Annotated in this window: 18 protein-coding genes and 1 other RNA gene; 12 read left to right on the top strand and 7 right to left on the bottom strand. The window is 61.8% G+C overall.

All coding sequences use genetic code 11. The features are described from left to right. Window positions 1-3 precede the first annotated feature (3 nt). Together ACFWYE_RS10435 and ACFWYE_RS10440 are read left to right on the top strand one after the other, a co-directional pair. Window positions 4-3,807: an AsmA-like C-terminal region-containing protein gene (locus ACFWYE_RS10435; RefSeq protein WP_379111184.1), complete on the top strand. Its 3,804-nt coding sequence runs from the start codon at window positions 4-6 to the stop codon at window positions 3,805-3,807. Between the two features lie 55 nt (window positions 3,808-3,862). Beyond that, complete coding sequence (locus ACFWYE_RS10440) at window positions 3,863-4,369, top strand: GNAT family N-acetyltransferase (RefSeq protein ID WP_379111186.1); 507 nt, start codon at window positions 3,863-3,865, stop codon at window positions 4,367-4,369. A gap of 28 nt (window positions 4,370-4,397) precedes the next feature. Here ACFWYE_RS10440 and ACFWYE_RS10445 read toward each other — a convergent pair whose 3' ends face one another. From ACFWYE_RS10445 to ACFWYE_RS10460, 4 genes are all read right to left on the bottom strand, one after another. After that, entirely contained in the window at window positions 4,398-4,631 is a 234-nt protein-coding gene (locus ACFWYE_RS10445) for a ribbon-helix-helix domain-containing protein (RefSeq protein ID WP_379111188.1), read from the bottom strand. 6 nt (window positions 4,632-4,637) lie between these two features. Next, on the bottom strand, window positions 4,638-4,844 hold the full coding sequence (locus ACFWYE_RS10450) for a DUF4169 family protein (RefSeq protein ID WP_379111190.1): 207 nt from the start codon (window positions 4,842-4,844) through the stop codon (window positions 4,638-4,640). Window positions 4,845-4,854: 10 nt separating this feature from the next. After that, a complete protein-coding gene (locus ACFWYE_RS10455) occupies window positions 4,855-5,388 on the bottom strand; it encodes an SspB family protein (protein WP_379111191.1) in 534 nt (177 codons plus the stop codon). Between the two features lie 137 nt (window positions 5,389-5,525). Then, a complete protein-coding gene (locus tag ACFWYE_RS10460) occupies window positions 5,526-6,206 on the bottom strand; it encodes a TetR/AcrR family transcriptional regulator (RefSeq protein WP_379111193.1) in 681 nt (226 codons plus the stop codon). A 164-nt stretch (window positions 6,207-6,370) separates the two neighbouring features. On the opposite strand from ACFWYE_RS10460, the gene ACFWYE_RS10465 reads away from it, so the two are divergent. From ACFWYE_RS10465 to ACFWYE_RS10475, 3 genes are all read left to right on the top strand, one after another. After that, entirely contained in the window at window positions 6,371-7,576 is a 1,206-nt protein-coding gene (locus ACFWYE_RS10465) for a multidrug effflux MFS transporter (protein ID WP_379111195.1), read from the top strand. Window positions 7,577-7,837: 261 nt separating this feature from the next. Further along, on the top strand, window positions 7,838-8,662 hold the full coding sequence (locus ACFWYE_RS10470; protein WP_379111197.1) for a class I SAM-dependent methyltransferase: 825 nt from the start codon (window positions 7,838-7,840) through the stop codon (window positions 8,660-8,662). 108 nt (window positions 8,663-8,770) lie between these two features. Then, entirely contained in the window at window positions 8,771-9,916 is a 1,146-nt protein-coding gene (locus ACFWYE_RS10475; RefSeq protein ID WP_379111199.1) for a diguanylate cyclase domain-containing protein, read from the top strand. A gap of 24 nt (window positions 9,917-9,940) precedes the next feature. Here ACFWYE_RS10475 and ACFWYE_RS10480 read toward each other — a convergent pair whose 3' ends face one another. Next, complete coding sequence (locus ACFWYE_RS10480; protein WP_379111201.1) at window positions 9,941-10,546, bottom strand: TetR/AcrR family transcriptional regulator; 606 nt, start codon at window positions 10,544-10,546, stop codon at window positions 9,941-9,943. Window positions 10,547-10,635: 89 nt separating this feature from the next. Here ACFWYE_RS10480 and ACFWYE_RS10485 point away from each other — a divergent pair, with 89 nt between their 5' ends. Further along, on the top strand, window positions 10,636-11,181 hold the full coding sequence (locus tag ACFWYE_RS10485) for a DUF1772 domain-containing protein (RefSeq protein WP_379111203.1): 546 nt from the start codon (window positions 10,636-10,638) through the stop codon (window positions 11,179-11,181). On the opposite strand, the gene ACFWYE_RS10490 is transcribed toward ACFWYE_RS10485, so the two are convergent. Together ACFWYE_RS10490 and ssrA are read right to left on the bottom strand one after the other, a co-directional pair. Further along, window positions 11,102-11,716, bottom strand: coding sequence for an AAA family ATPase (locus ACFWYE_RS10490; RefSeq protein ID WP_379111205.1), 615 nt, complete (start codon window positions 11,714-11,716; stop codon window positions 11,102-11,104). The genes ACFWYE_RS10485 and ACFWYE_RS10490 overlap by 80 nt on opposite strands. 114 nt (window positions 11,717-11,830) lie before the next feature. Next, window positions 11,831-12,188, bottom strand: a transfer-messenger RNA (tmRNA) gene (ssrA, locus tag ACFWYE_RS10495). A 139-nt stretch (window positions 12,189-12,327) separates the two neighbouring features. Here ssrA and ACFWYE_RS10500 point away from each other — a divergent pair. From ACFWYE_RS10500 to ACFWYE_RS10525, 6 genes are all read left to right on the top strand, one after another. Continuing rightward, window positions 12,328-13,353 carry a LacI family DNA-binding transcriptional regulator gene (locus tag ACFWYE_RS10500; protein ID WP_379068756.1) on the top strand — a complete coding sequence of 342 codons (1,026 nt, stop codon included), beginning with the start codon at window positions 12,328-12,330 and terminating at the stop codon, window positions 13,351-13,353. A 75-nt stretch (window positions 13,354-13,428) separates the two neighbouring features. Next, window positions 13,429-14,739, top strand: coding sequence for a xylose isomerase (xylA, locus tag ACFWYE_RS10505; RefSeq protein ID WP_379111207.1), 1,311 nt, complete (start codon window positions 13,429-13,431; stop codon window positions 14,737-14,739). Between the two features lie 40 nt (window positions 14,740-14,779). Beyond that, window positions 14,780-15,841: a sugar phosphate isomerase/epimerase family protein gene (locus ACFWYE_RS10510; RefSeq protein ID WP_379111209.1), complete on the top strand. Its 1,062-nt coding sequence runs from the start codon at window positions 14,780-14,782 to the stop codon at window positions 15,839-15,841. 2 nt (window positions 15,842-15,843) lie between these two features. Next, window positions 15,844-17,019: a Gfo/Idh/MocA family protein gene (locus ACFWYE_RS10515; protein ID WP_379111211.1), complete on the top strand. Its 1,176-nt coding sequence runs from the start codon at window positions 15,844-15,846 to the stop codon at window positions 17,017-17,019. Then, window positions 17,016-18,551 carry a sugar ABC transporter ATP-binding protein gene (locus ACFWYE_RS10520; protein WP_379111213.1) on the top strand — a complete coding sequence of 512 codons (1,536 nt, stop codon included), beginning with the start codon at window positions 17,016-17,018 and terminating at the stop codon, window positions 18,549-18,551. Before ACFWYE_RS10515 ends, ACFWYE_RS10520 begins: the two co-directional genes overlap by 4 nt. A gap of 28 nt (window positions 18,552-18,579) precedes the next feature. Further along, complete coding sequence (locus tag ACFWYE_RS10525) at window positions 18,580-19,584, top strand: ABC transporter permease (RefSeq protein WP_379111215.1); 1,005 nt, start codon at window positions 18,580-18,582, stop codon at window positions 19,582-19,584. The last annotated feature ends 49 nt before the right edge of the window (window positions 19,585-19,633 follow it).

Below are 19,633 nucleotides of genomic sequence, written 5' to 3' on the forward strand. Positions count from 1 at the left end.
GTAATGCTCGCCCGCCTGTTTGTGATTTTCGGTGGCCTTTTCGTGCTGGCGCTGCTTGCGGCGCTGGTGGTGCCGCCATTCGTCGACTGGACGGGCTATCGGGCCGATTTCGAGCGCGAGGCGAGCACCATTCTCGGCCGCAAGGTGACGGTGAAAGGTAGCGCCACCGCGCGACTTCTGCCGTTTCCGTCCGTAACGTTTACCGATGTTTCGGTGGCTGGCGGTGCAGGTGGTGAACCTGCGATGACCGTCGAGACTTTCTCGATGGATGCCGAACTCGCGCCGTTCCTGCGTGGCGAAGTGCTGATTTTCGACATGCGTCTGGTGAGGCCGAAGGCGATCATCAGTGTTGCAGCGGACGGCAAGGTAGACTGGACGGCCAGGCCGTCTTCGCCCTTCGATCCGGCCCAAGTGGCAATCGAGAAACTGACGGTGACCGACGGAGCGGTGGAACTGCGCCAGGAGGCAAGCGGGCGCCTCACCATGTTGTCGAACATCAACGCCACGGTGTCGGCGAAATCTCTGGCCGGCCCCTGGCGCGCCGAAGGTGCGTTGAAGGCTGACGGTATTGCGACGCGTCTCTCGCTGACAACCGGAAAAGCCGACGGCGCTGGCAAGATCGCACTTCGGATCAAGGCCGAGCCGGATGGCTATCCGCTGTCGGTAGAAGCCGACGGCAACGCTGGCGTCGAGAACGGGCAGGCGCTTTATTCCGGCCAGTTCAAGCTTTTGGGCGACAATGGTGCTCAGGCACGCCCGGCGAAGACTGATGGTGGACCCACAGGCGCCAAGGCGCCACCCACCTATCGGCTGAACGGCAAGTTCCAGCTCGATCATCGTAAGCTCGCGATCGACGAATTCCGCCTCGAGACCGGCCCCCTGGACAATCCCTATACTGCCGACGGCAAGGCGTCGGTCGACCTTGGTGCGGATCCACGCTTCGCCATCGAGGCCAGCGGTGCCCAGGTGCAGTTCGAGGAAACGCCTGGCAAGGAAGGGACGGCGGCATTGCCGCAACGCATTGCGGCACTTGAGCGGGTGCTCCTGGCGCTGCCGAAGCCGGCAATGCCGGGCTCCGTCGAAGTGAAGCTGCCGGCAATGGTCGCGGGCGACACGACCATCCGTGATGTCGTTGTATCCGCCGAGCCAGCTACCGGCGGTTGGGCGGTGAAATCGCTGGCGGCGACCCTGCCCGGTCGCACCACGCTGGAAGCCAACGGACGGCTCGATGTCGATGGCGAAGTGCGTTTCACCGGTTCGTTGTTGCTTGCCGTCGCGCAGCCTTCCGGTTTCGCGGCGTGGCTGTCGCAGGATGTCGATGAAGCGATCCGGCGGCTGCCGACCGCAGGTTTCAGTGCAAGAGTCGATCTGACCGATGTCCGGCAGAAATTCGACGACCTCGAACTCGTACTCGGGAAGGCAAGTTTTCACGGCAGTCTCGATGCCTCCCAGCCTGCCGAAGGCAAACCGACCGTGGTGACGAGATTGGAAGGGGGCGCGCTCGACGTCGAAGGGTTGACCGCCTTTGCTGCACTTTTCATGTCGGACAAGGGAATAAACCGTTTCGCAGACGCCGATCTCGATGCCGCGATCAAAGCTGGGCCAGTCGATGCCTGGGGTTTTTCGGCCGAGACGCTTGATACGGCCATGCGACTGCGGACCGGCATGCTGGAAATCGACAAGCTGTCGATCGGCGGGCTGGCGGGGGCGTCGATCAGCGCGACAGGCCGTATGAAGGATTTTCCGAAAGGACCGACCGGCAGTCTGGATGCTTCGCTGCTGGCACCCGACCTTGCGCCATTGATCGATGCCGCGGCCAAACGCTTTCCCGACAGCCGGCTGCTGACAGCACTTTCCGCACGCGGAAAAGCCTATCCTGGTCTGTACCGCGATACACGCCTCGACGTGGTGACGAGCACTGCTGACAATGGTGACGGCACCACGGGGCTGGCGTTGTCGGGCAAGGGAACGACCGGCGGTTCGGCGCTGTCGGTTTCGCTGTCGGCGCATGGTCAGCCAGGTGAGATGGCAAAAGCGCCATTCTCGCTGACTTTCGATGCCAAGAACCCGGATGCCGCCGCACTTCTCGCCTTGTATGGTCTGCCCGCGCTGCCGCTCGGGATGGTCGGTGAGGCGACAACCGACATCACCGCCAGAGGCACGCTCGTCGAAGGTGTCGCGACCGCCTTCAATCTCTGGGGTCCCGATCTGCGTGCACGCTTCGACGGTACGGTGACCGATACGCCACAAGGACTGGCAGCCAAGGGCAAGGTGGCACTCGATACGGCCGATATCGAACCCTGGCTGATGACGACGGGCGTCGCGCTGCCCGGCATGGGGTTCGGCGCTTCCGTGGCGCTTGCCGCCGAAGCCGACTATCGCAACAGCCGGCTCGCTATTTCCGGTCTCAAGGGAAGTGCAGCCGGCACTGCTTTGTCCGGTGATGTCGCTGCCGAATTCGATGCCGCCAAGCCGCATCTGAGTGGACAGCTGGCATTGGACACACTCGACCTCCATCCACTGGCGGCAATGTTGTTTGGCAATGATGCGCTGTCTGGCGACGGTACGAATTGGCCGAAGACGCCGTTTGCTGCCAAGCCGATGTTGACGATGACCGCCGATCTGGACCTGGCTGTGGTCAAACTGCTGGCCGGTCCACTGATAACGGCGGACGACGCGATGCTGTCGCTGAAACTCGTCGATGAGGGGCTGGGCATCTCGAAGCTGAAGGCGAAGGTGTTCGGTGGCGAAATCACCGGTCTGTTCGATCTGAAGAACAATGATGGCACCGGGTTGCTCAGCGGTCAGGCGACGCTGGCCGGCACGGACCTCTCCAGGCTTCTGCCCGCATCCGGCCTGTCAGGTGCGGGTACTTTTATCGCGAGCGCGACCACCAGCGGCAAGTCCATCGATGCAATGGTGTCTTCGCTTGCCGGCTCGGGTACGGCTTCGCTGAGAGGTGTAACGGTTGCCAATCTCAATGCCGATGCGCTGCCCGCACTGCTGGCGAAAGCCGATGGCGTCGGTCGGGACATCGATGCACCGCGCACGGCCGCTTTCGCCCCCGGCATCGCCGGGCAGGGCTCCTTTGTCGCACGGGACGCCGACATAGCCTTTACACTGGCTGCCGGCGTGCTGCGTGCGCCGCCGATGAATTTCGAGACGCCGACGTCTTCCCTGTCGGCGGAGGTTTCCGCTGACCTGGCGGCAGGCACGGTCGCGGCACGGGGCACGGTCACCTACAAGGCCGGCGACGAGGCTCTGATCGGTTCGGATCCGGCGTTGAACTACAGCGTAGACGGCCCGATCGAGGCTCCGGTTCGCAGCTTCGACAGCGCGCCGCTGGCGCAGTTCCTCACTCAGCGGGCGCTGGAGAAAGAGCAGCAACGGGTCGAAGCCATGCAGGCGGTGTTGCTGGAAAAGCAACGGCTGCGGCGCGAGGCCCGCTACTATGCCGATCTGCAGGAACAGCGGGATCGTGCGGAAGAAGAAAAACGCCGTATTGAGGAAGAGAAACGGAAGTCGGAGGAAGAGGCGCGGCTGAAGGCGGAAAACGAGGCCAAGGCTGCCGCGGAAGCAAGGGCCAAAGTCGAAGCCGAAGAGAAGGCAAGGACCGAAAAGGCTGCTGCGGAAGCTGCCGAGGCAGAGCGGCGCAAGGCCGAAGCAGCGATTCGTGCGGCACAAGAGGAAAAAGCAAAGCTGGATGCTGAACGCCAGGCAACGCCGCCGACGCCTGCTGTCCCGAGCGCACCGGCGGGCAAACTCCAGCCGTTTTCAATCCAGGATTTCCTCAAAACGCTGCAATAGGTTGTTGGGCAGTCTGACCTTGAGGGTTTGACGTAGATGCTTGAAGGGATCCGGCATGAACGAGAGCGCCGCGACGGTGCGATTGGCCGGCAAGGATGACGTCGCTGCCTTCAGGCACATACGGCTGGAGGCGCTTCGGCTGGAGCCGGCAGCCTTCGCCAGCCGGGTCGAGGACTGGGAGGTGCTGCCGGACGAAGAGTGGCTGCGGCGGCTAATGAGCGGCACTGTCTTCATCGCATTTCGCGATGGTGAACCGGTCGGCCTGATGGGACTGCTGCGCGAGCAATCGGCTAAAACGCGCCATCGCGCCACGATCGTCATGGTCTACGCGCGGATGGGCGAGCGCGGTACCGGGACGGCCAAGGCTTTGCTGGACGCGTTGGCGAGGCATGCGCAGGATGCCGGTATCCTGCAACTGGAACTGACGGTCAGTGTCGAGAACCCGGCAGCGCAACGCTTCTATGCACGCGAAGGCTTTATCGAAATCGGCCGCCTGCCTGCCGGATTGATCCATGAGGGCCGTGAGATCGATGAACTTATGATGGCCAAACGCATCGGCTGATGATGATGTGTTGCCTCTGCTGACCGCTCTACGGAGCGCTTTCGCCCGAACCACGCTTCAGCCAATCCAGCACGTAAAGCCGTAGCGCCGAGGACAGGTTGGCCTCGCGCGGGCGCTGTTCATCGATCTCGGCCACGAGTGCCGCGAGGGTGAGCCCGCGGTTTTCGGCGATTGCGGCAAGCTCGTCGGAGAAGGGCTTCTCCAGTGAGTAGGACGTGCGGTGGCCACGTATGGTGACGGAGCGTTTTTCGACCAGACTCACGCGCGCTCAGTTCTTGTCTGGCGCCGGGAAGTCGGTGGTCGTCTCGCGGCGATGCCCGTCAATGAGACGCTCGGCGTTTTCCGCCTGCAATTTGTCGCGCTGCTTTTCACTCTTGCTGCGGCCGTGCAAGGCACGGTTCTGTTCTGCAACAGCGGCGCGCTGTTCGCGCACCTTGCCCTTCCTGAACTGGCGGAGATTGACGATCTCGGCCATGGCGATCGGACTACTTCTTGCGGAAAGCGTCGAGCGAGACGACTTCGGCGCCCTTGCCGGAGGCAGGCTCGTCGGCTGCTGGCTTCTCGGGCTCGGCAGCAGCTTTCTTCTTCGATTCGGATTTCTTTTCGGGAGCAAGTGCGACCGGCTCAACCGCCGGCTTTTCTTCGACCTCTTCGGCCGTCTCGGTCCGGACATCGAATTCGAGTTCGAAATTTACCGACGGATCGTAGAAGCCGCGCACGGCAGAGAATGGGATTTCCAGCTTTTCCGGAATGTCGGAGAAGGACAGGCCAACTTCGAAGCCGGCTTCGGTAACCTTCAGATCCCAGTACTGGAACTGGATGACGATGGTCATCTGCTCGGGATACCGTTCGCGCAGGCGCGATGAAATGCGCACGCCCGGCGCGCCGGTCAGGAAGGTGATGAAGAAGTGGTGGTTGCCCGGAAGGCCGGTGCGTGCGACCTCGGCCAGCACCTTGCGCATGACGCCGCGCAAAGCCTCCTGGGCCAGGATGTCGTAGCGAATGTGGTCGTCGGCCATATGCCTGGGCGGTTCCGTTGAATCGTCCGCATAGCTGTAATCAAGCTTGGCGGGCTCGTAAACCGCATATAGACGGCACCGGCACGGTGGCCAACACCAAAGCCGTCTTTGGCTGACGCTTTCGCGACGTCGTGTCGTCAGGCCAGCGCGGCCTCGCGCTGGCGTGAAGCCGCCTGGCGAGCGCCATAGGCGCGCAGGAACGCTCTTACGCCATGCGTAGCCGACTGCAGAACTTCTTCCTGGCTTGGTTGAATGCCCATCATGAATTCGATCTGCAACTCGGCATTGATCAGACCGACGAAATGACGGGCGGTCACGTCCGGATCGTCGATAGCGAGATGACCAGCGAAAGCGAGACGCGCAAAACGCGCGGCAAGCGCAGGCAAGGTTGTACCAGGACCATTCTCGCGCCACTCGGCAAACAGTTCAGGATAACGCTCGCCTTCGGTCTGGATCAGCTTACGCAGGAATTTGCCGTCGCGGCTGCAGATGCAATTGCGGTTCATGCGCACGGCATAGCCGATCAGATCCGCCTCGAGATCCTTGGGCTGATCGGGGAAGGTGGCCAGGGTGGCGAAAATGCCGGCATTGCAGCGCTCGGTGAGTTCGTGCACCACCGCGATGAACAACTTCTCCTTGTCCCCGTGGTGATTGTAGACGGTCTGGCGCGAGACTCCCGCTTCCGCAGCAATCAGGTCGATGTTGGCGCCAGCGAAACCTTCGCGGCAGAAAACCGACATGGCAGCATCCACGATCGCAACCCTTTTGGCTTCGTGGCCGCGCGGCGGGAAATTGTCAGCAGCAATCGTCTGGCTCATAAAAATCTATATAGCTATGATTGACAATTTAGACAAGGGTGTCTAATTTTCTGGACTATAAGGTTTGGAGATGCCGCATTTTCCATGTCGGCATCTCAGGGGATGGAACGTCCTTGGGTTCGGCGCCGCATCGCTGCCGCAACCGGATTTGAAAGAGCTAAATCATGAACGCGCATTTTCTCCGCACCGCGGTGCTGCTCGGCCTTATGTCCGCCGTCGGTGCCTTTGCCGTCGACATGTATCTGCCGGCGCTGCCTTCGATTGGTGCCGATCTCAATGCCGGCACATCGGCCGTGCAGATGAGCCTTTTGATCTTCTTCCTGTCGATGGGTTTCGGCCAGATCGTGGTTGGCCCATTGTCGGACATGTTCGGCCGCAAGCCGCCGCTTTATGTCGGGCTTGCGTTGTTCATCATCGGCGGAGTCGGCTCGGCGATGGCGCCAAACATCGAATGGCTGATCGCGTTCCGCTTCCTGCAAGGACTGGGCGCCAGCGCTGGCATGGCAATTCCACGTGCTGTCGTGCGCGACATGCACACCGGCAACGAGGCGGCTAAGCTGATGTCGCTGCTGATGCTGGTGTTTTCGGTGTCGCCCATCCTGGCGCCGCTTTCCGGCAGCCTGATCATCGAGACCCTTGGCTGGCGCGCGGTGTTCTGGGTTCTGACCGGCGCTGCCGTGATCGCCATCGTGCTTCTGGCCACGGCGCAGAAGGAAACGCGTCCGGTCGAGGACCGGGTCGGTTCCTCCTTTGGCTCGGCGCTGAAAGGCTACTGGTTCCTGCTCAATGACCGCAATTTCCTCGGGCTGACGGCAATCGGCGGCTTCGGGATCGCCTCTTTCTTCGTCTACCTGGCGAGTTCGTCCTTCATCCTGATCGACCACTATGGCCTTTCGCCTTCGCTCTACAGCGTGTTCTTCTCGATCAATGCCGTTGCCTTCATCGGCATGTCGCAGATGACAGGGCTGCTGGCCGATCGTTTCGGACTGAAGCGTGTCGTGAAGGTAGCTGTCGTCGGCTATGCCACAGCCATGGTGGTGCTGCTTGCGGTGATGGCCTCCGGTGTCGATCGCCTTGACGTGATGGCAAGCCTGCTCTTCGTCGGGTACGGGTTCCTTGGCCTCGTCATACCGACCACCTCGGTGCTGGCCATGGAAGAGCATGGTACCATTGCGGGTACGGCCTCGGCGCTGATGGGCACTCTGCATTTCGCCATCGGCGCAGTGGCAATGGGAATTGCAGGGTTGTTCTTCGACGGAACGCCGTTGCCAATGGTGGCGGGCATCACGCTGGCCGCCGTCATTGCCTTTGCGCTGACGCAGGTCACGCTCGGCCGCAACCGCCAGCCCGTCGAGGCGCCGGCGGAATAAGAGTCTCTCCCAAGGCTACCGAAAGGCCGGGCTTTTTGCCCGGCCTTTCTTGCATCTATGTTGGCTGGATCAGAGGGTGATTTAGCTTGATCAGGTAAGAATCTGAATTCAATAAGAAAATAAGCGAGTTTCAGGAGCTGGCAGGAAGCGGGACGCCGCCCGTGCAACGCGGATGGACAGTTCTCAGGCGGTTCTCTATCGTCGCCATATATTCGATAGAGCTAATGGACTGGTGGCGGGGCGCCTCGAGGAAGTTGCTCCATGAACGAGACGACACCCGCCGCCTACATTCTCGGCCATTCGGCATCGGAAATCCGCCGCCTCGTGCTGCAGGCCGAGATCCTCAAGCCGATCACTGCACGTCTGCTGCGTGAAGCCGGAATCGTGCCAGGCATGCGGGTTCTCGATGTGGGTTGCGGCGCCGGCGACGTCGCGATGCTCGCATGCGAGATGGTCGGGCCTGCCGGCTTGGTGGTCGGTATAGACCGGAGCGCCGATGCCATTGCGGTGGCGCAGCAGCGGGCAGCAGGGTACCCGCAAGCTGTTTTCGAGGCCGAAGCGGTCGAGGATTTTGTCGACGAGGCCGGTTTCGACCTGGTCATCGGCCGCTATGTCCTTGTCCATCAGACAGATCCGGTGGCGCTTGTCCGCCGCGTGACCGAACTTGTCCGCCCTGGTGGTATCGTCGCATTCCACGAAGTCAGCCACCGGCATCCGTTCGCGTCGTTGCCTGCCGTGCCTTTGTGGGAACAGGTCGGCGATTGGCTGTTCACACTGTTCCATATGGCGGCGCCGCACCATGATGCCGCCGACAAGCTCTTCGGCATCTACACGGAGGCCGGCTTGCCTGCCCCCTCTCTCTTCAGTGAGACGCCGGTGGCGGGCGGACCGGATGCACCACACCACGCCTGGATAGCGGAAACCATTCGATCCCTTTTGCCCAAGCTGGTTCAATTAGGCCTCGCCACCGAGGCGATTGTCGATATCGATACGCTGGAGGCGAGGCTGCGGGAAGCGACGGTGGCGGTACAGGGTCAGATCATTGCGCATGCCCAGGTCTGTGCCTGGGCGCGTCGCGCAGGCTAGCCCAGCTGCCTGCGGGAACCTTTTTGCTGTCATGCTATCCTCTTGTTTACCCGTGTCTTGTAGATATCGACCGGCATTTGACGCGGGTCACAGGCGCGGGCGAATATCTTGAAATTCATTCCTTCGGCACTGCTGCTCCTGTTTGCAGCCAGCTTCTTCAGCGTATGGCTGCTCGACCGCCGCCGTCGGCATCTCTTGCTTTTTTCGCTGGCGTTTCTCGCGGTCAGCGCCGGCACGGTGGTGCAGTTCGCGCTGTGGCCGTCGGACATCGGCCTGAACAACCTGGCCTGCGCGGTCCTATACACCGCTGGCCCGCTGCTCCTGGCGGAAGGTGTGCTCGTGCGCTCGGGCGATCGCATGCCCGTTGGCGAACATGCCGCCTGGATGGTGTCGGCCGTTGGCCTGCTCGGCTATTTCTACTATGTCGAGGACAACCTGCAGATACGCGCCTGCCTGCTCAATCTCTGCATGGCGGGCATCGTGCTGAGCGCGGCCTGGAAGCTGCGGCGTCTGGTGCGCGGCAGCACCATCGACAAGGCGCTGTTGTGGATGCTGTCGGGGCTTTCGCTGACTTTCGTGTTGCGCACGCTGCTCACCGGTGGATCGGTGCCCATCAATGATGTCGCCGCCTTCTTCGACTCGCCGTTCTGGTTGTGGGCACAGTTCGCCATGTCGGTGTTGGGTGTGGCAATGGGACTTGGCCTACTGGTGGTGGTATGCGCCGATGTGGTGCTGGGCCTGAAGGCCGAGCGGGACAGTGATCTTTTGACCAGCCTGCTCAACCGTCGCGGCCTTGAAGCGCGGGCTGTACAGGTTCTGTCCGGCGCAGCCAACAGCGTCGTCAGTGTGGTTGCCTGCGACATCGACCGCTTCAAATCGATCAATGATCGCTTCGGTCACGCCGCCGGCGACATTGTCCTTTCAGCCGTTGCCGGAATGATCAGGCGTTGCGTGAGGGCGCAGGATCTGGTTGCGCGCATCGGCGGCGAGGAGTTCGTCATCCTGCTCAGAAACTGCGCGCTCGACGACGCTTACGTGCTGACCGAACAATTGAGGCATGAGATAGCGGGAAGTGAACTAGCAAACTTGCCAGCTGGCTTCAAGGTGACCTGCAGCTTCGGCATTGTTGAATGCCAGCAGGGCGAGCCGCTCTGGGATGCGATCGCTCGCGCCGACAAGATGCTCTATGCCGCCAAGCACGCGGGGCGTGATCGGACGGTCACCGACAGACAGGAACTGTCGGCCGCAGCCTAGTGGCGGTGGCGTCGGATAACGCAATCAGCTTTCCCTAGGATCGGATGCATAGAGCCTCACCAGGCGCTCGACTGCTCGGACTGCAATGGTTTCGGCGTCTTCCGCGGGCTCGTAGGCATTGTGCAGCGCCAGAATCTGGCGATCGCCGATCAGCAGGCCGTAGAGCGTCCGGTAGGCGTCGAGGAGATCGGGGGTGCGGATGACGCCTTTTCGGTCGAGTGCTTCGATCGCCGCCATGATTTTCGGCGCGGAGCGTTCCTTGCCGGCAGTTATCAGTATCCTGGACAGATCGCCGCTGGCGTCGCTGAGCGCTGCCCGGTTGATGGCAAGCGATGCCTGCGAGGTCAGCAGTTTCAGCAATTGGGTGGAGATCAGCTTTAGCCGATCGAGCGGCGAGGCTTCGACATCACTTTCCTGCAGGGTAGTGTTCAGCTGCGAAGCCTGTCGTTCGACGAGAGCGGCCAGGATGGCGTCACGGTTTTCGAACAGCACGTAAAGCGTGTCCTTCGAACATCTGGCGACGCGGGCGAGGGCCGTGGTGGTGACCGCCTCAAGTCCTCCCGTGGCGAGGAGTTCCAGCGCGGCATCCAGGATGTCGTCGCGTCTATTGGCGGGCATTTTAGCAGGCAATTGCAGGTCTCCGTAGCTTGCATGTTTGAGTACCATGCGGTACTGAATGCTACAAGTACTGATTGGTACTCAAGCTGAACGGGGAAATCATGAGCACGATGCGGGAAAATCGAACGCTTACGGCTGTGGCGCTGGGACTGTCAGGCGTCGCGCTGCTGCTTGCCGGCGCAATTGCCGGGTTTTTCTATGCCTATACGAGTTCCGTCATGCGCGGCCTGGATGCGGTGGCGCCGGCGCATGCCGTGGTCGCCATGCAGGGCATCAATGCGACGGTTCGCAATGCGGTGTTTGCCCCGGCCTTTTTCGGCACACCGATTGCCGCCACGCTGGCCGCGGTCGCGCTGCTCGGGGCAGGGTGGCGAGCGGCGGCGCTTGCCATGCTGGCTGCTGCCGCAAGTTATCTGTTTGGCGCCTTCCTGCCGACCTTCGCCGTCAACGTGCCGATGAATGAAGCGCTGGCGATCGCGGCCGTGCCGGACGATGCGGCCGAGGCCGCGAAGCTCTGGCGTACCTATTCTGTCGATTGGACCTGGTGGAACACCTTGCGCACAGGTTTCAGCCTGCTGTGTCTGGCGCTGGTCGGGCTCGCCCTTTTCCTAGCGGGTCGTTCTGCGAATCGAGCTCTTCGAAGATGAACGCAAGGCGCTCTTCGACCGATGTCCGCGGTAATGTGATGAGTTCGTAACCATAGCGCGGATAGGTGTCGACCAGAGCTTCGAAGGTGCGCTCAGCCTCATCGAGGTCCTGGCTGCGTTCGGCATCCTGCGTAAAGATCTCGGGCCATGGCGGTGCGATGAAAACACGGCGGTTGTAGCGGAAATGTCCGGCCGCCTTTTCCATATGTGCCGGTACCGGCAGGCCGCTCAGGCTGAGATAGGCGAGCGTGTCCGGTACGCCGCGGTCGAAGAACACCGGCCCCGACAGGCGGGCGGCGGTGTGGTGGGAGCGTAGCTCCCAGGCCAGCATCAGTTCGGCGAACAGGGTCCTGTCGTTCCAGGGCAACGCTGATCCTCCGACCGTCATCTGGTCCTGGATGATGTTGCGGCCTGCCTCAGGCGCCGTGGCGTAGCCTTTTGCCGCCAGCGCCTCGATGAGCGTGGTCTTGCCAGAGCCCGGGCCGCCTGTCAGCACGAAGAATTGGTCGGTATGGTTCTGCAAGGCTGTCTCCATGGATGCCTTCGACGAGCCCGGTCGGGCTGTCGTCCTGGTTTCGGGAATTTGGGAAGGGCGCGTCGCGTGGATCCGGGATACCGGCTGGGCGAGGCGAATGGATGTCGGGGGAGAAGTGGAGGCTTCTGTTGCCAGGTGCCTCCGGACCCCGCCTAGAGGTGCGAACCGCTAGGGCTTGATTTGAAGCGTTCGCGCCGCATTAAGCAGCGAGACGAGCTTCCGCATAGTTGTCGTTGGCAACTATAAGTTTAGCCCGATAACGGTGGTACAATGCCGGGTACAGCAATCTGTCTTTCAACGCCCGTCGAACCCATTTCACCCCCATCATAAGCCGTCGCGCGGGGACGGATTATGGTGGAGGTGGCGGTATCGAAACCGCGTCCGGATCGCCTATTGCACAGTCGGTTTAGCACCATAGTCCTGTTGCCAGGACACCTCCAATATACGGACCGGCTCGCTGGGTTTCAATAGCAAGAGGAACGAAAACAGAGCCTTGCACAGAAGATCAGCGATGGCTTTGAACTGACGGATGATCGATCGTGAGATACGTACATCAGAATCTGCTTTACGTACCTCAAAACTCCATGCTAGGTCGACGCCGGGAGTGAGGAATGCGTCCAACGGTTCATGATGTGGCCGGGGAGGCGGGTGTCAGTCTGGCAACCGTCGACCGCGTGCTGAACAGGCGTTCAGGCGTGCGCGCCGAGACGGTGGCGCGCGTCAATGCAGCCATTCTCAGGCTTGGCTATGTACGCGATATCTCAGCCGCCAACCTTGCCAAGCAACGCGTCTACAACCTGCTTTTCATCGTTCCCGAGGGATCGAACAGTTTCATGCTCGGGCTGGAACAGGAGCTCAGCCAGGCCAAGCTCTATTCGGTTCTCGACCGCACCCATCTCGATATTCGCAAGGTGAAGACTTTCGATGCCGACGCGCTGGCGGCCGCGCTGGACAGAATCGACACGGCACAGGTGTCGGGTGTCGCCCTGGTCGCGACCGAATCCGAACGTGTGCGTAGAGCCCTGGCGCGGTTAAGAGAGGCTGGCATTCCGGTAGTCACCCTCGTCTCCGATGTCTCCGATGTCTATCGGGACCACTATGTCGGCATCGACAACATTGCCGCCGGTCGAACCGCGGCAAGCCTTGTCGGTCGTTTCTGTGGTCGCCGGTCCGGCAAGGTGGCATTGGTCGCCGGCTCGATGCTGGTGAAAGACCATGCCGAGCGTCGCGCTGCCTTCCAACAGGCGATTGGTGAAGCATTTCCGGGGCTTGAATGCCTGCCGGTGCTTGAGGGGCGGGACGATGCCGCAGTGACGCGGACATTGCTGGCCGAACTTCTTGACCGCGAGCACGATGTCGTTGGCCTCTACAGCATTGGCGCCGGCAACCGCGGCGTCATCGACGTGCTGACGTCGAGAACAGAGTATCGCGGGATCACGGTGGTTGCGCATGAACTCACCGGTCACTCGAAGCAGGCGCTGCGCGACGGCATCTTCGACGCGGTCATCAATCAGGACGCCGGTCATGAAGTGCGCAGCGCGATCCGGCTGTTGAAGGCCCGGATCGACGATACGCCCGTCATCGCCAACCAGGAAGCCATCCGGATCGAAATCTACATCCGGGACAATCTGCCATGAGTCCGAGATGAACGAAGCTGTCCTCCCACGGCTTCGCGAGACGAATGGGCATACGACCTACAAGGAGTTTCAAGAGTGAGCACAGGATTTTTCGGCGATATCGGCAAGGTGAAGTACGAAGGTCCGGATTCGACCAATCCGCTCGGCTATCGTTTCTACAACAAGGATGAGATCGTTCTGGGCAAGCGCATGGAGGAACACCTGCGCTTCGCCGTCGCCTATTGGCACTCTTTCGCCTGGCCGGGCGGTGATCCTTTCGGCGGCCAGACCTTCGAGCGCCCCTGGTTCGGCGATACCATGGAGGCGGCCAGGCTGAAAGCCGATGTGGCCTTTGAGATGTTCTCCACTCTCGGCGTGCCTTACTATTGCTTCCATGATGCCGACGTGCGGCCGGAAGGCGGGAGTTTCGCCGAGAGCGCAGCGCGACTAGACGCGGTGGCGGATATCTTTGCGGCAAAGCAGCAGGAGACCGGAGTCAAGCTGCTCTGGGGCACGGCCAATCTGTTCTCGCACCGCCGCTATATGGCTGGCGCCGCCACCAATCCGGATCCGGATGTGTTCTACTACGCCGCCGCCACGGTGAAGAAATGCATCGACGTCACCAAGCGGCTCGGTGGCGAGAATTATGTGCTTTGGGGTGGCCGAGAGGGCTATGAAACGCTGCTCAACACGGACATGAAGCGCGAGCGCGAACAGGCTGGCCGCTTCCTGTCGATGGTCGTCGATTACAGCCATCGCATTGGCTTCAAAGGCACTATTCTGATCGAGCCGAAGCCGCAGGAGCCGACCAAGCACCAGTACGACTACGACGTCGCCACCGTCTACGGCTTCCTCAAGGACTTCGGCCTGGAGAAGGAGGTCAAGCTCAACATAGAGCAGGGCCACGCCATTCTGGCCGGTCATTCCTTTGAGCATGAGCTGGCGCTCGCCGACGCGCTCGGCATCTTCGGCTCCATCGACATGAACCGCAACGACTACCAGTCGGGCTGGGACACGGACCAGTTCCCCAACAATGTGCCCGAGATGGCGCTTGCCTATTATCAGGTGCTGAAGGCCGGCGGTTTCACCACGGGCGGCACCAACTTCGACGCCAAGCTGAGGCGCCAGTCGCTCGATCCACAGGATCTGCTGATCGCTCACATCGGAGGCATTGACTGCTGCGCGCGTGGCCTGAAGGCCGCAGCGCGCATGATCGAGGACAAGGCGTTGTCTGATCCGCTCGAGCAGCGTTACGCCGGCTGGGCAAGCGCCGATGCAAAAAAGGTGCTCTCCGGCGGAACAACGCTCGAGGATATCGCTGCCAGGGTCGTCGCCGACGGCATCGAACCGGAGCCGCGCTCGGGGCGGCAGGAATATCTGGAAAATATCGTCAACCGCTATGTGTAGGTGCAGCCCACACGCGGTTGCCTGAATTGGGAGGAGATCGATGAAGACCATCAAGGGACCGGCCATTTTCCTGGCGCAGTTCGCCGGGGATGCCGCGCCGTTCAATTCGTTCGACGCCATCTGCAAATGGGCGGCTTCCCTCGGATACAAGGGGGTACAGATCCCGACCTGGGATGCGCGCCTGTTCGACCTGAAGAAAGCGTCGGATTCAAGGGGATATGCCGATGAAGTGAAGGGCGTGGCTGCCAGCCACGGGCTGGAGATCACGGAACTCTCCACGCATCTGCAGGGGCAGCTCGTGGCCGTCCATCCGGCCTACGATGCCGCCTTCGACGGTTTCGCCGCGCCGGAAGTCCGCGGCAATCCTGGTGCGCGAACGGAATGGGCAGTCGATCAGGTCAAGCGGGCGATCCGGGCTTCGAAACATCTTGGCCTGAAGGCACACGCAACATTCTCGGGCGCGCTTGCCTGGCCCTATGTCTATCCATGGCCGCAGCGTCCAGCCGGCCTGGTCGAAGCTGCCTTCGATGAGCTGGCGAAGCGCTGGAGACCGCTGCTCGACTATGCCGACGAGCATGGCGTCGACCTCTGCTACGAGATCCATCCGGGCGAAGACCTGCATGATGGCGTCAGCTACGAGATGTTCCTCGAGCGGGTGAACAACCATGCCCGCGCCAACCTGCTCTACGATCCGTCGCATTTCGTGCTGCAGCAGCTCGACTATCTCGACTACATCGACATCTATCACGAGCGCATCAAGGCCTTCCATGTGAAGGATGCCGAGTTCAACCCAACCGGTCGTCAAGGCGTCTATGGCGGCTTCCAGAGCTGGGTCGACCGGGCCGGGCGCTTTCGCTCGCTGGGTGACGGCCAGGTCGATTTCGGCGGCATCTTCTCCAAGCTTACCGCCTATGATTTTGATTCCTGGGCGGTGCTGGAATGGGAATGCGCGCTGAAGCACCCCGAAGATGGTGCGCGCGAAGGCGCTGAATTCATCAAGCATCACATCATCCGCGTCACCGAGCATGCGTTCGACGACTTTGCCGGGGCCGGCACTGACGACGCCGCTAACCGCAAGATGCTCGGACTGGATAGGAGCTGATCATGGCAATCGAAGGCAGCAAACAGGAGACGCAGAGCGGTCGCATCCGGCTCGGCATGGTCGGTGGTGGGCAGGGCGCTTTCATCGGCGCTGTCCATCGCATCGCCGCCCGCATCGATGATCAGTTCGATCTCGTCGCCGGCGCGCTCTCTTCTGATCCGGCACGCGCGAAGACCTCGGCGCTCGATCTGGGCATCGCGGCGGACCGTGCCTACGGTTCATTCGCGGAGATGGCCAAGGCGGAAGCTACCCGGCCGGACGGCATCGAAGCAGTCTCGATCGTTACGCCGAACCATATGCATGCACCGGCCGCGAAGGCGTTCCTGGAGGCGGGCATCCACGTGATCTGCGACAAGCCGATCACCACCACCGTCGCCGAGGCGCAGGGACTGGTCGATCTGGTCGAGAAGACCGGCAAGGTCTTCGTGCTGACCCACAATTACACCGGCTATCCGATGATCCGGCAGGCGCGTGCCATGGTCGCTGCCGGCGAACTGGGTGACATCCGGCTGGTGCAGGTGGAATACCCGCAGGACTGGCTGACCGAGCGTGCGGAACTCGCAGGTTCCAAGCAGGCGGAGTGGCGCACCGATCCCAAACGCTCCGGTGCCGGTGGCGCGATCGGCGACATCGGCACTCATGCCTATAATCTCGCTGCCTTCGTCACCGGCCTGGAGACGGAAGAGCTGCTGGCGCAGCTGACGGCTTTCGTGCCTGGCCGGCTGCTCGACGACGATGTCCAGATCCTGCTCCGCTACAAGGGCGGGGCGCGTGGCATGCTGTGGGCAAGCCAGGTCGCCGTCGGCCACGAGAACGGGCTGAAACTGCGCGTCTACGGCACCAAGGGCGGCTTCGAATGGGTTCAGGCCGATCCGAACTATCTCTGGTTCACCCGGTTCGGCCAGCCAAAACAGCTTTTCACCCGTGGCGGCAATGGCGCATGGGCAGAGGCGGTGCGGGTGACGCGCGTTCCGGGCGGGCATCCCGAAGGCTATCTTGAGGGCTTCGCAACGATCTATGCCGAAGCTGCACACGCCATCCGCGCGGCTCGCGCAGGCGGCAAGCCAGACGCCGATGTGATCTATCCGACCGTCGAGGATGGCCTGAAAGGCATGCAGTTCATCGAAGCTGCCGTCGCTTCGTCGAAAGGCGGCAATGTGTGGACGAAGGTGGGATGAGCCCGGCATCTTCACTGGCACCAGCCGATGGCACAGCTCCGCTGCTCACCATTGCAGGACTCTCGAAGTCTTTTGGTCCGGTGCAGGTGCTGAAGGGAATCGATCTCACCGTCGAGGTCGGTCAGGTGCATGCGATTATCGGCGAGAACGGTGCCGGCAAATCGACCTTGATGAAGATCCTGTCCGGCCATCTGCAGCCGACGGAAGGCGAGATCAGGATCGACGGTCAGCCGGTGGTGTTCTCCGGGCCGGTCGATGCCGAGCACCGCGGCATCGTTCTCGTCCACCAGGAAATCCTGCTGGCGCCAGACCTGACTGTCGCTCAGAACGTTTATCTCGGACGTGAGATCGCCAAAGGCCTCGTGCTCGACGACAAGGCCATGAACGACCGCGCGCGAAAAGCAATCCGTGAACTCGGTGGCGATATCGACCCGACCATGACGGTGGGGCGCCTGTCGATTGCACAGCGTCAACTGGTGCAGATCGCACGCTCGCTGCTGGTGCCGCACCGTCTCGTCATCTTCGACGAGCCGACTGCGTCTCTGACACCGGTGGAGACGGAGGCGCTGCTCAAGGTCATTGCCGATATCCGCGCCAAGGGCACGGCCGTCCTCTACATCTCGCACCGTCTGCCGGAGGTGAAGCAAATCGCCAACAAGGTGACCGTGCTGCGCGATGGTCGGCTGGTCACGACGCGCGATGCGGCTGAAGTCGAACCCGTCGACATGGCCAGGCTGATGGTCGGGCGCGACGTGGCCAAGCTTTATCCGGATCGGGCGACCGTGGCGGCGCGTGAGGTCGTACTCGAGGTCGAGGATATGTCCGTGCCAGGCTATGCCGGGCACGCTTCCTTCCAATTGCGTAAAGGCGAGATATTGGGATTTGCCGGTCTCGTCGGTGCCGGGCGCACGGAGCTGATGGAGGGCATGGTTGGCTTGCGGCCGGCGCACGGAATGGTTCGCCTTGCCGGAAGGCCGGTCAGTTTTGCCAATGTGCATGACAGCCTGAAGGCCGGCATTGCCTACCTTTCCGAAGACCGCAAGGGCAAGGGCCTGTTGCTCGCCAAGGATCTCAGGGTCAATCTCACTCTGGCTTCACTCGGGCGTTTCGTGCGTTGGGGGCAGGTGGACCGTGCATGGGAGCGCGAGGCGCTCGACAAGGCAATTTCCGAATTCGACATCCGGACCGGCAGCAAGGATCTGCTCGCTGGGCAACTGTCCGGCGGCAACCAGCAGAAGCTGCTGCTTGCCAAGATGATGCTGCTGGACCCGTCAATCGTCATCATCGACGAGCCGACGCGCGGCATCGACATCGGCACCAAGCAGCAGATCTACAAATTCATTGCCGGGCTGGCGGCGGAAGGCCGGTCCATCATCGTGGTTTCATCCGAGATGCCGGAGCTGATCGGCCTGTGCGACCGCATTCTGGTGATGCGGACCGGCCATATCGTCGGCGAGGTGGCCGGCGATCACATGAACGAAAACGAGATCGTCGTGCTGGCAACCGGCGTGCAAACGGGAGAGGCCGCCTGATGCGCGGCATGCTTTGGGCGGGAGAAGAATGACCGAAACGGCAGCAGCAACGGCAAAAGCGAAACGGTCCTGGAAGGACGTGGACCTGCGGGCAGTGGCACCCTTCGTGGCATTGGCACTTCTGCTCGTGCTTGGCGCCTTCGCCAATCCGAATTTCATCAGCGTCGACAATCTGCTCAATGTGCTGACACGCAGCGCCTTCATCGCGATCATCGCAGTGGGAGCGACCTTCGTCATCTCGGCGGGCGGGCTGGACCTGTCGGTCGGTTCGATGGTGGCCTTCGTGGCGAGCCTTACCATCCTGTTCATGAACAGTGGTGCGGTCAGCGATCCGATGATGACGATCGTGGCAGCGGCGTTGCTTGCGCTTGCGATTGGCGCGGCCTGCGGACTGGCCAATGGCCTGATCACCACGGTCGGGCGAATCGAGCCGTTCATCGCAACGCTCGGCACGATGGGCATTTATCGCGGGCTGACCACATGGCTGTCGCAAGGCGGTGCCATCACGCTCCGCAATCCTGAAGTGCAGTCGCTTTATCGGCCGGTCTATTTCGGCGAGATTTTCGGCGTGCCGTTCCCGATCTATGTGATCGTCATTACCGCAGCCGTCGGCGCTTTCGTACTCTATCGCACCCGTTATGGCCGCCATGTTGTCGCGGTCGGCTCCAATGAGGACGTGGCGCATTACTCCGGCATCCCGGTGAGCCGCGTGCGCACGCTCACCTATGTGATCCAGGGGCTGTGCGTGGCTGTGGCCTGCCTGATCTACATTCCCCGCCTTGGTTCCACGTCCGCGACCACCGGCCTGATGTGGGAACTGCAGGCGATCACCGCGGTGGTGGTTGGCGGCACGGCGTTGCGCGGCGGGGTAGCGCGCATCTGGGGCACGATCTGCGGCGCCTTCATCCTGGAGATCGTCGGCAACATCATGCTGCTTTCGAACTTTGTCAGCGAATACCTGCTCGGGGCCATCCAGGGCGCGATCATCATCATCGCCATGCTCGTCCAACGCTCACTGGTGAGGAAAACCTGAAACGGGGCCGGGTCCTCGGGTCGCCCGGCCACTGACCGACCAGACCTGC

Origin of the sequence: Mesorhizobium sp. NPDC059025 (assembly GCF_042739655.1) — a bacterium.
In the GTDB taxonomy this organism is placed as follows: domain Bacteria; phylum Pseudomonadota; class Alphaproteobacteria; order Rhizobiales; family Rhizobiaceae; genus Mesorhizobium.

What these genes read in the sequence shown, in the direction of transcription:
- ACFWYE_RS10525 (WP_379111215.1), top strand. Translation starts at nt 18,580, where the DNA reads ATGACCGAAACGGCAGCAGCAACGGCAAAAGCGAAACGGTCCTGGAAG.
- ACFWYE_RS10520 (WP_379111213.1), top strand. Translation starts at nt 17,016, where the DNA reads ATGAGCCCGGCATCTTCACTGGCACCAGCCGATGGCACAGCTCCGCTG.
- ACFWYE_RS10510 (WP_379111209.1), top strand. Translation starts at nt 14,780, where the DNA reads ATGAAGACCATCAAGGGACCGGCCATTTTCCTGGCGCAGTTCGCCGGG.
- ACFWYE_RS10460 (WP_379111193.1), bottom strand. Translation starts at nt 6,206, where the DNA reads ATGAGCCAGACGATTGCTGCTGACAATTTCCCGCCGCGCGGCCACGAA.
- ACFWYE_RS10485 (WP_379111203.1), top strand. Translation starts at nt 10,636, where the DNA reads ATGAGCACGATGCGGGAAAATCGAACGCTTACGGCTGTGGCGCTGGGA.
- ACFWYE_RS10440 (WP_379111186.1), top strand. Translation starts at nt 3,863, where the DNA reads ATGAACGAGAGCGCCGCGACGGTGCGATTGGCCGGCAAGGATGACGTC.
- ACFWYE_RS10470 (WP_379111197.1), top strand. Translation starts at nt 7,838, where the DNA reads ATGAACGAGACGACACCCGCCGCCTACATTCTCGGCCATTCGGCATCG.
- ACFWYE_RS10450 (WP_379111190.1), bottom strand. Translation starts at nt 4,844, where the DNA reads ATGGCCGAGATCGTCAATCTCCGCCAGTTCAGGAAGGGCAAGGTGCGC.
- ACFWYE_RS10500 (WP_379068756.1), top strand. Translation starts at nt 12,328, where the DNA reads ATGCGTCCAACGGTTCATGATGTGGCCGGGGAGGCGGGTGTCAGTCTG.
- ACFWYE_RS10435 (WP_379111184.1), top strand. Translation starts at nt 4, where the DNA reads ATGCTCGCCCGCCTGTTTGTGATTTTCGGTGGCCTTTTCGTGCTGGCG.
- ACFWYE_RS10465 (WP_379111195.1), top strand. Translation starts at nt 6,371, where the DNA reads ATGAACGCGCATTTTCTCCGCACCGCGGTGCTGCTCGGCCTTATGTCC.
- ACFWYE_RS10455 (WP_379111191.1), bottom strand. Translation starts at nt 5,388, where the DNA reads ATGGCCGACGACCACATTCGCTACGACATCCTGGCCCAGGAGGCTTTG.
- ACFWYE_RS10490 (WP_379111205.1), bottom strand. Translation starts at nt 11,716, where the DNA reads ATGGAGACAGCCTTGCAGAACCATACCGACCAATTCTTCGTGCTGACA.
- ACFWYE_RS10515 (WP_379111211.1), top strand. Translation starts at nt 15,844, where the DNA reads ATGGCAATCGAAGGCAGCAAACAGGAGACGCAGAGCGGTCGCATCCGG.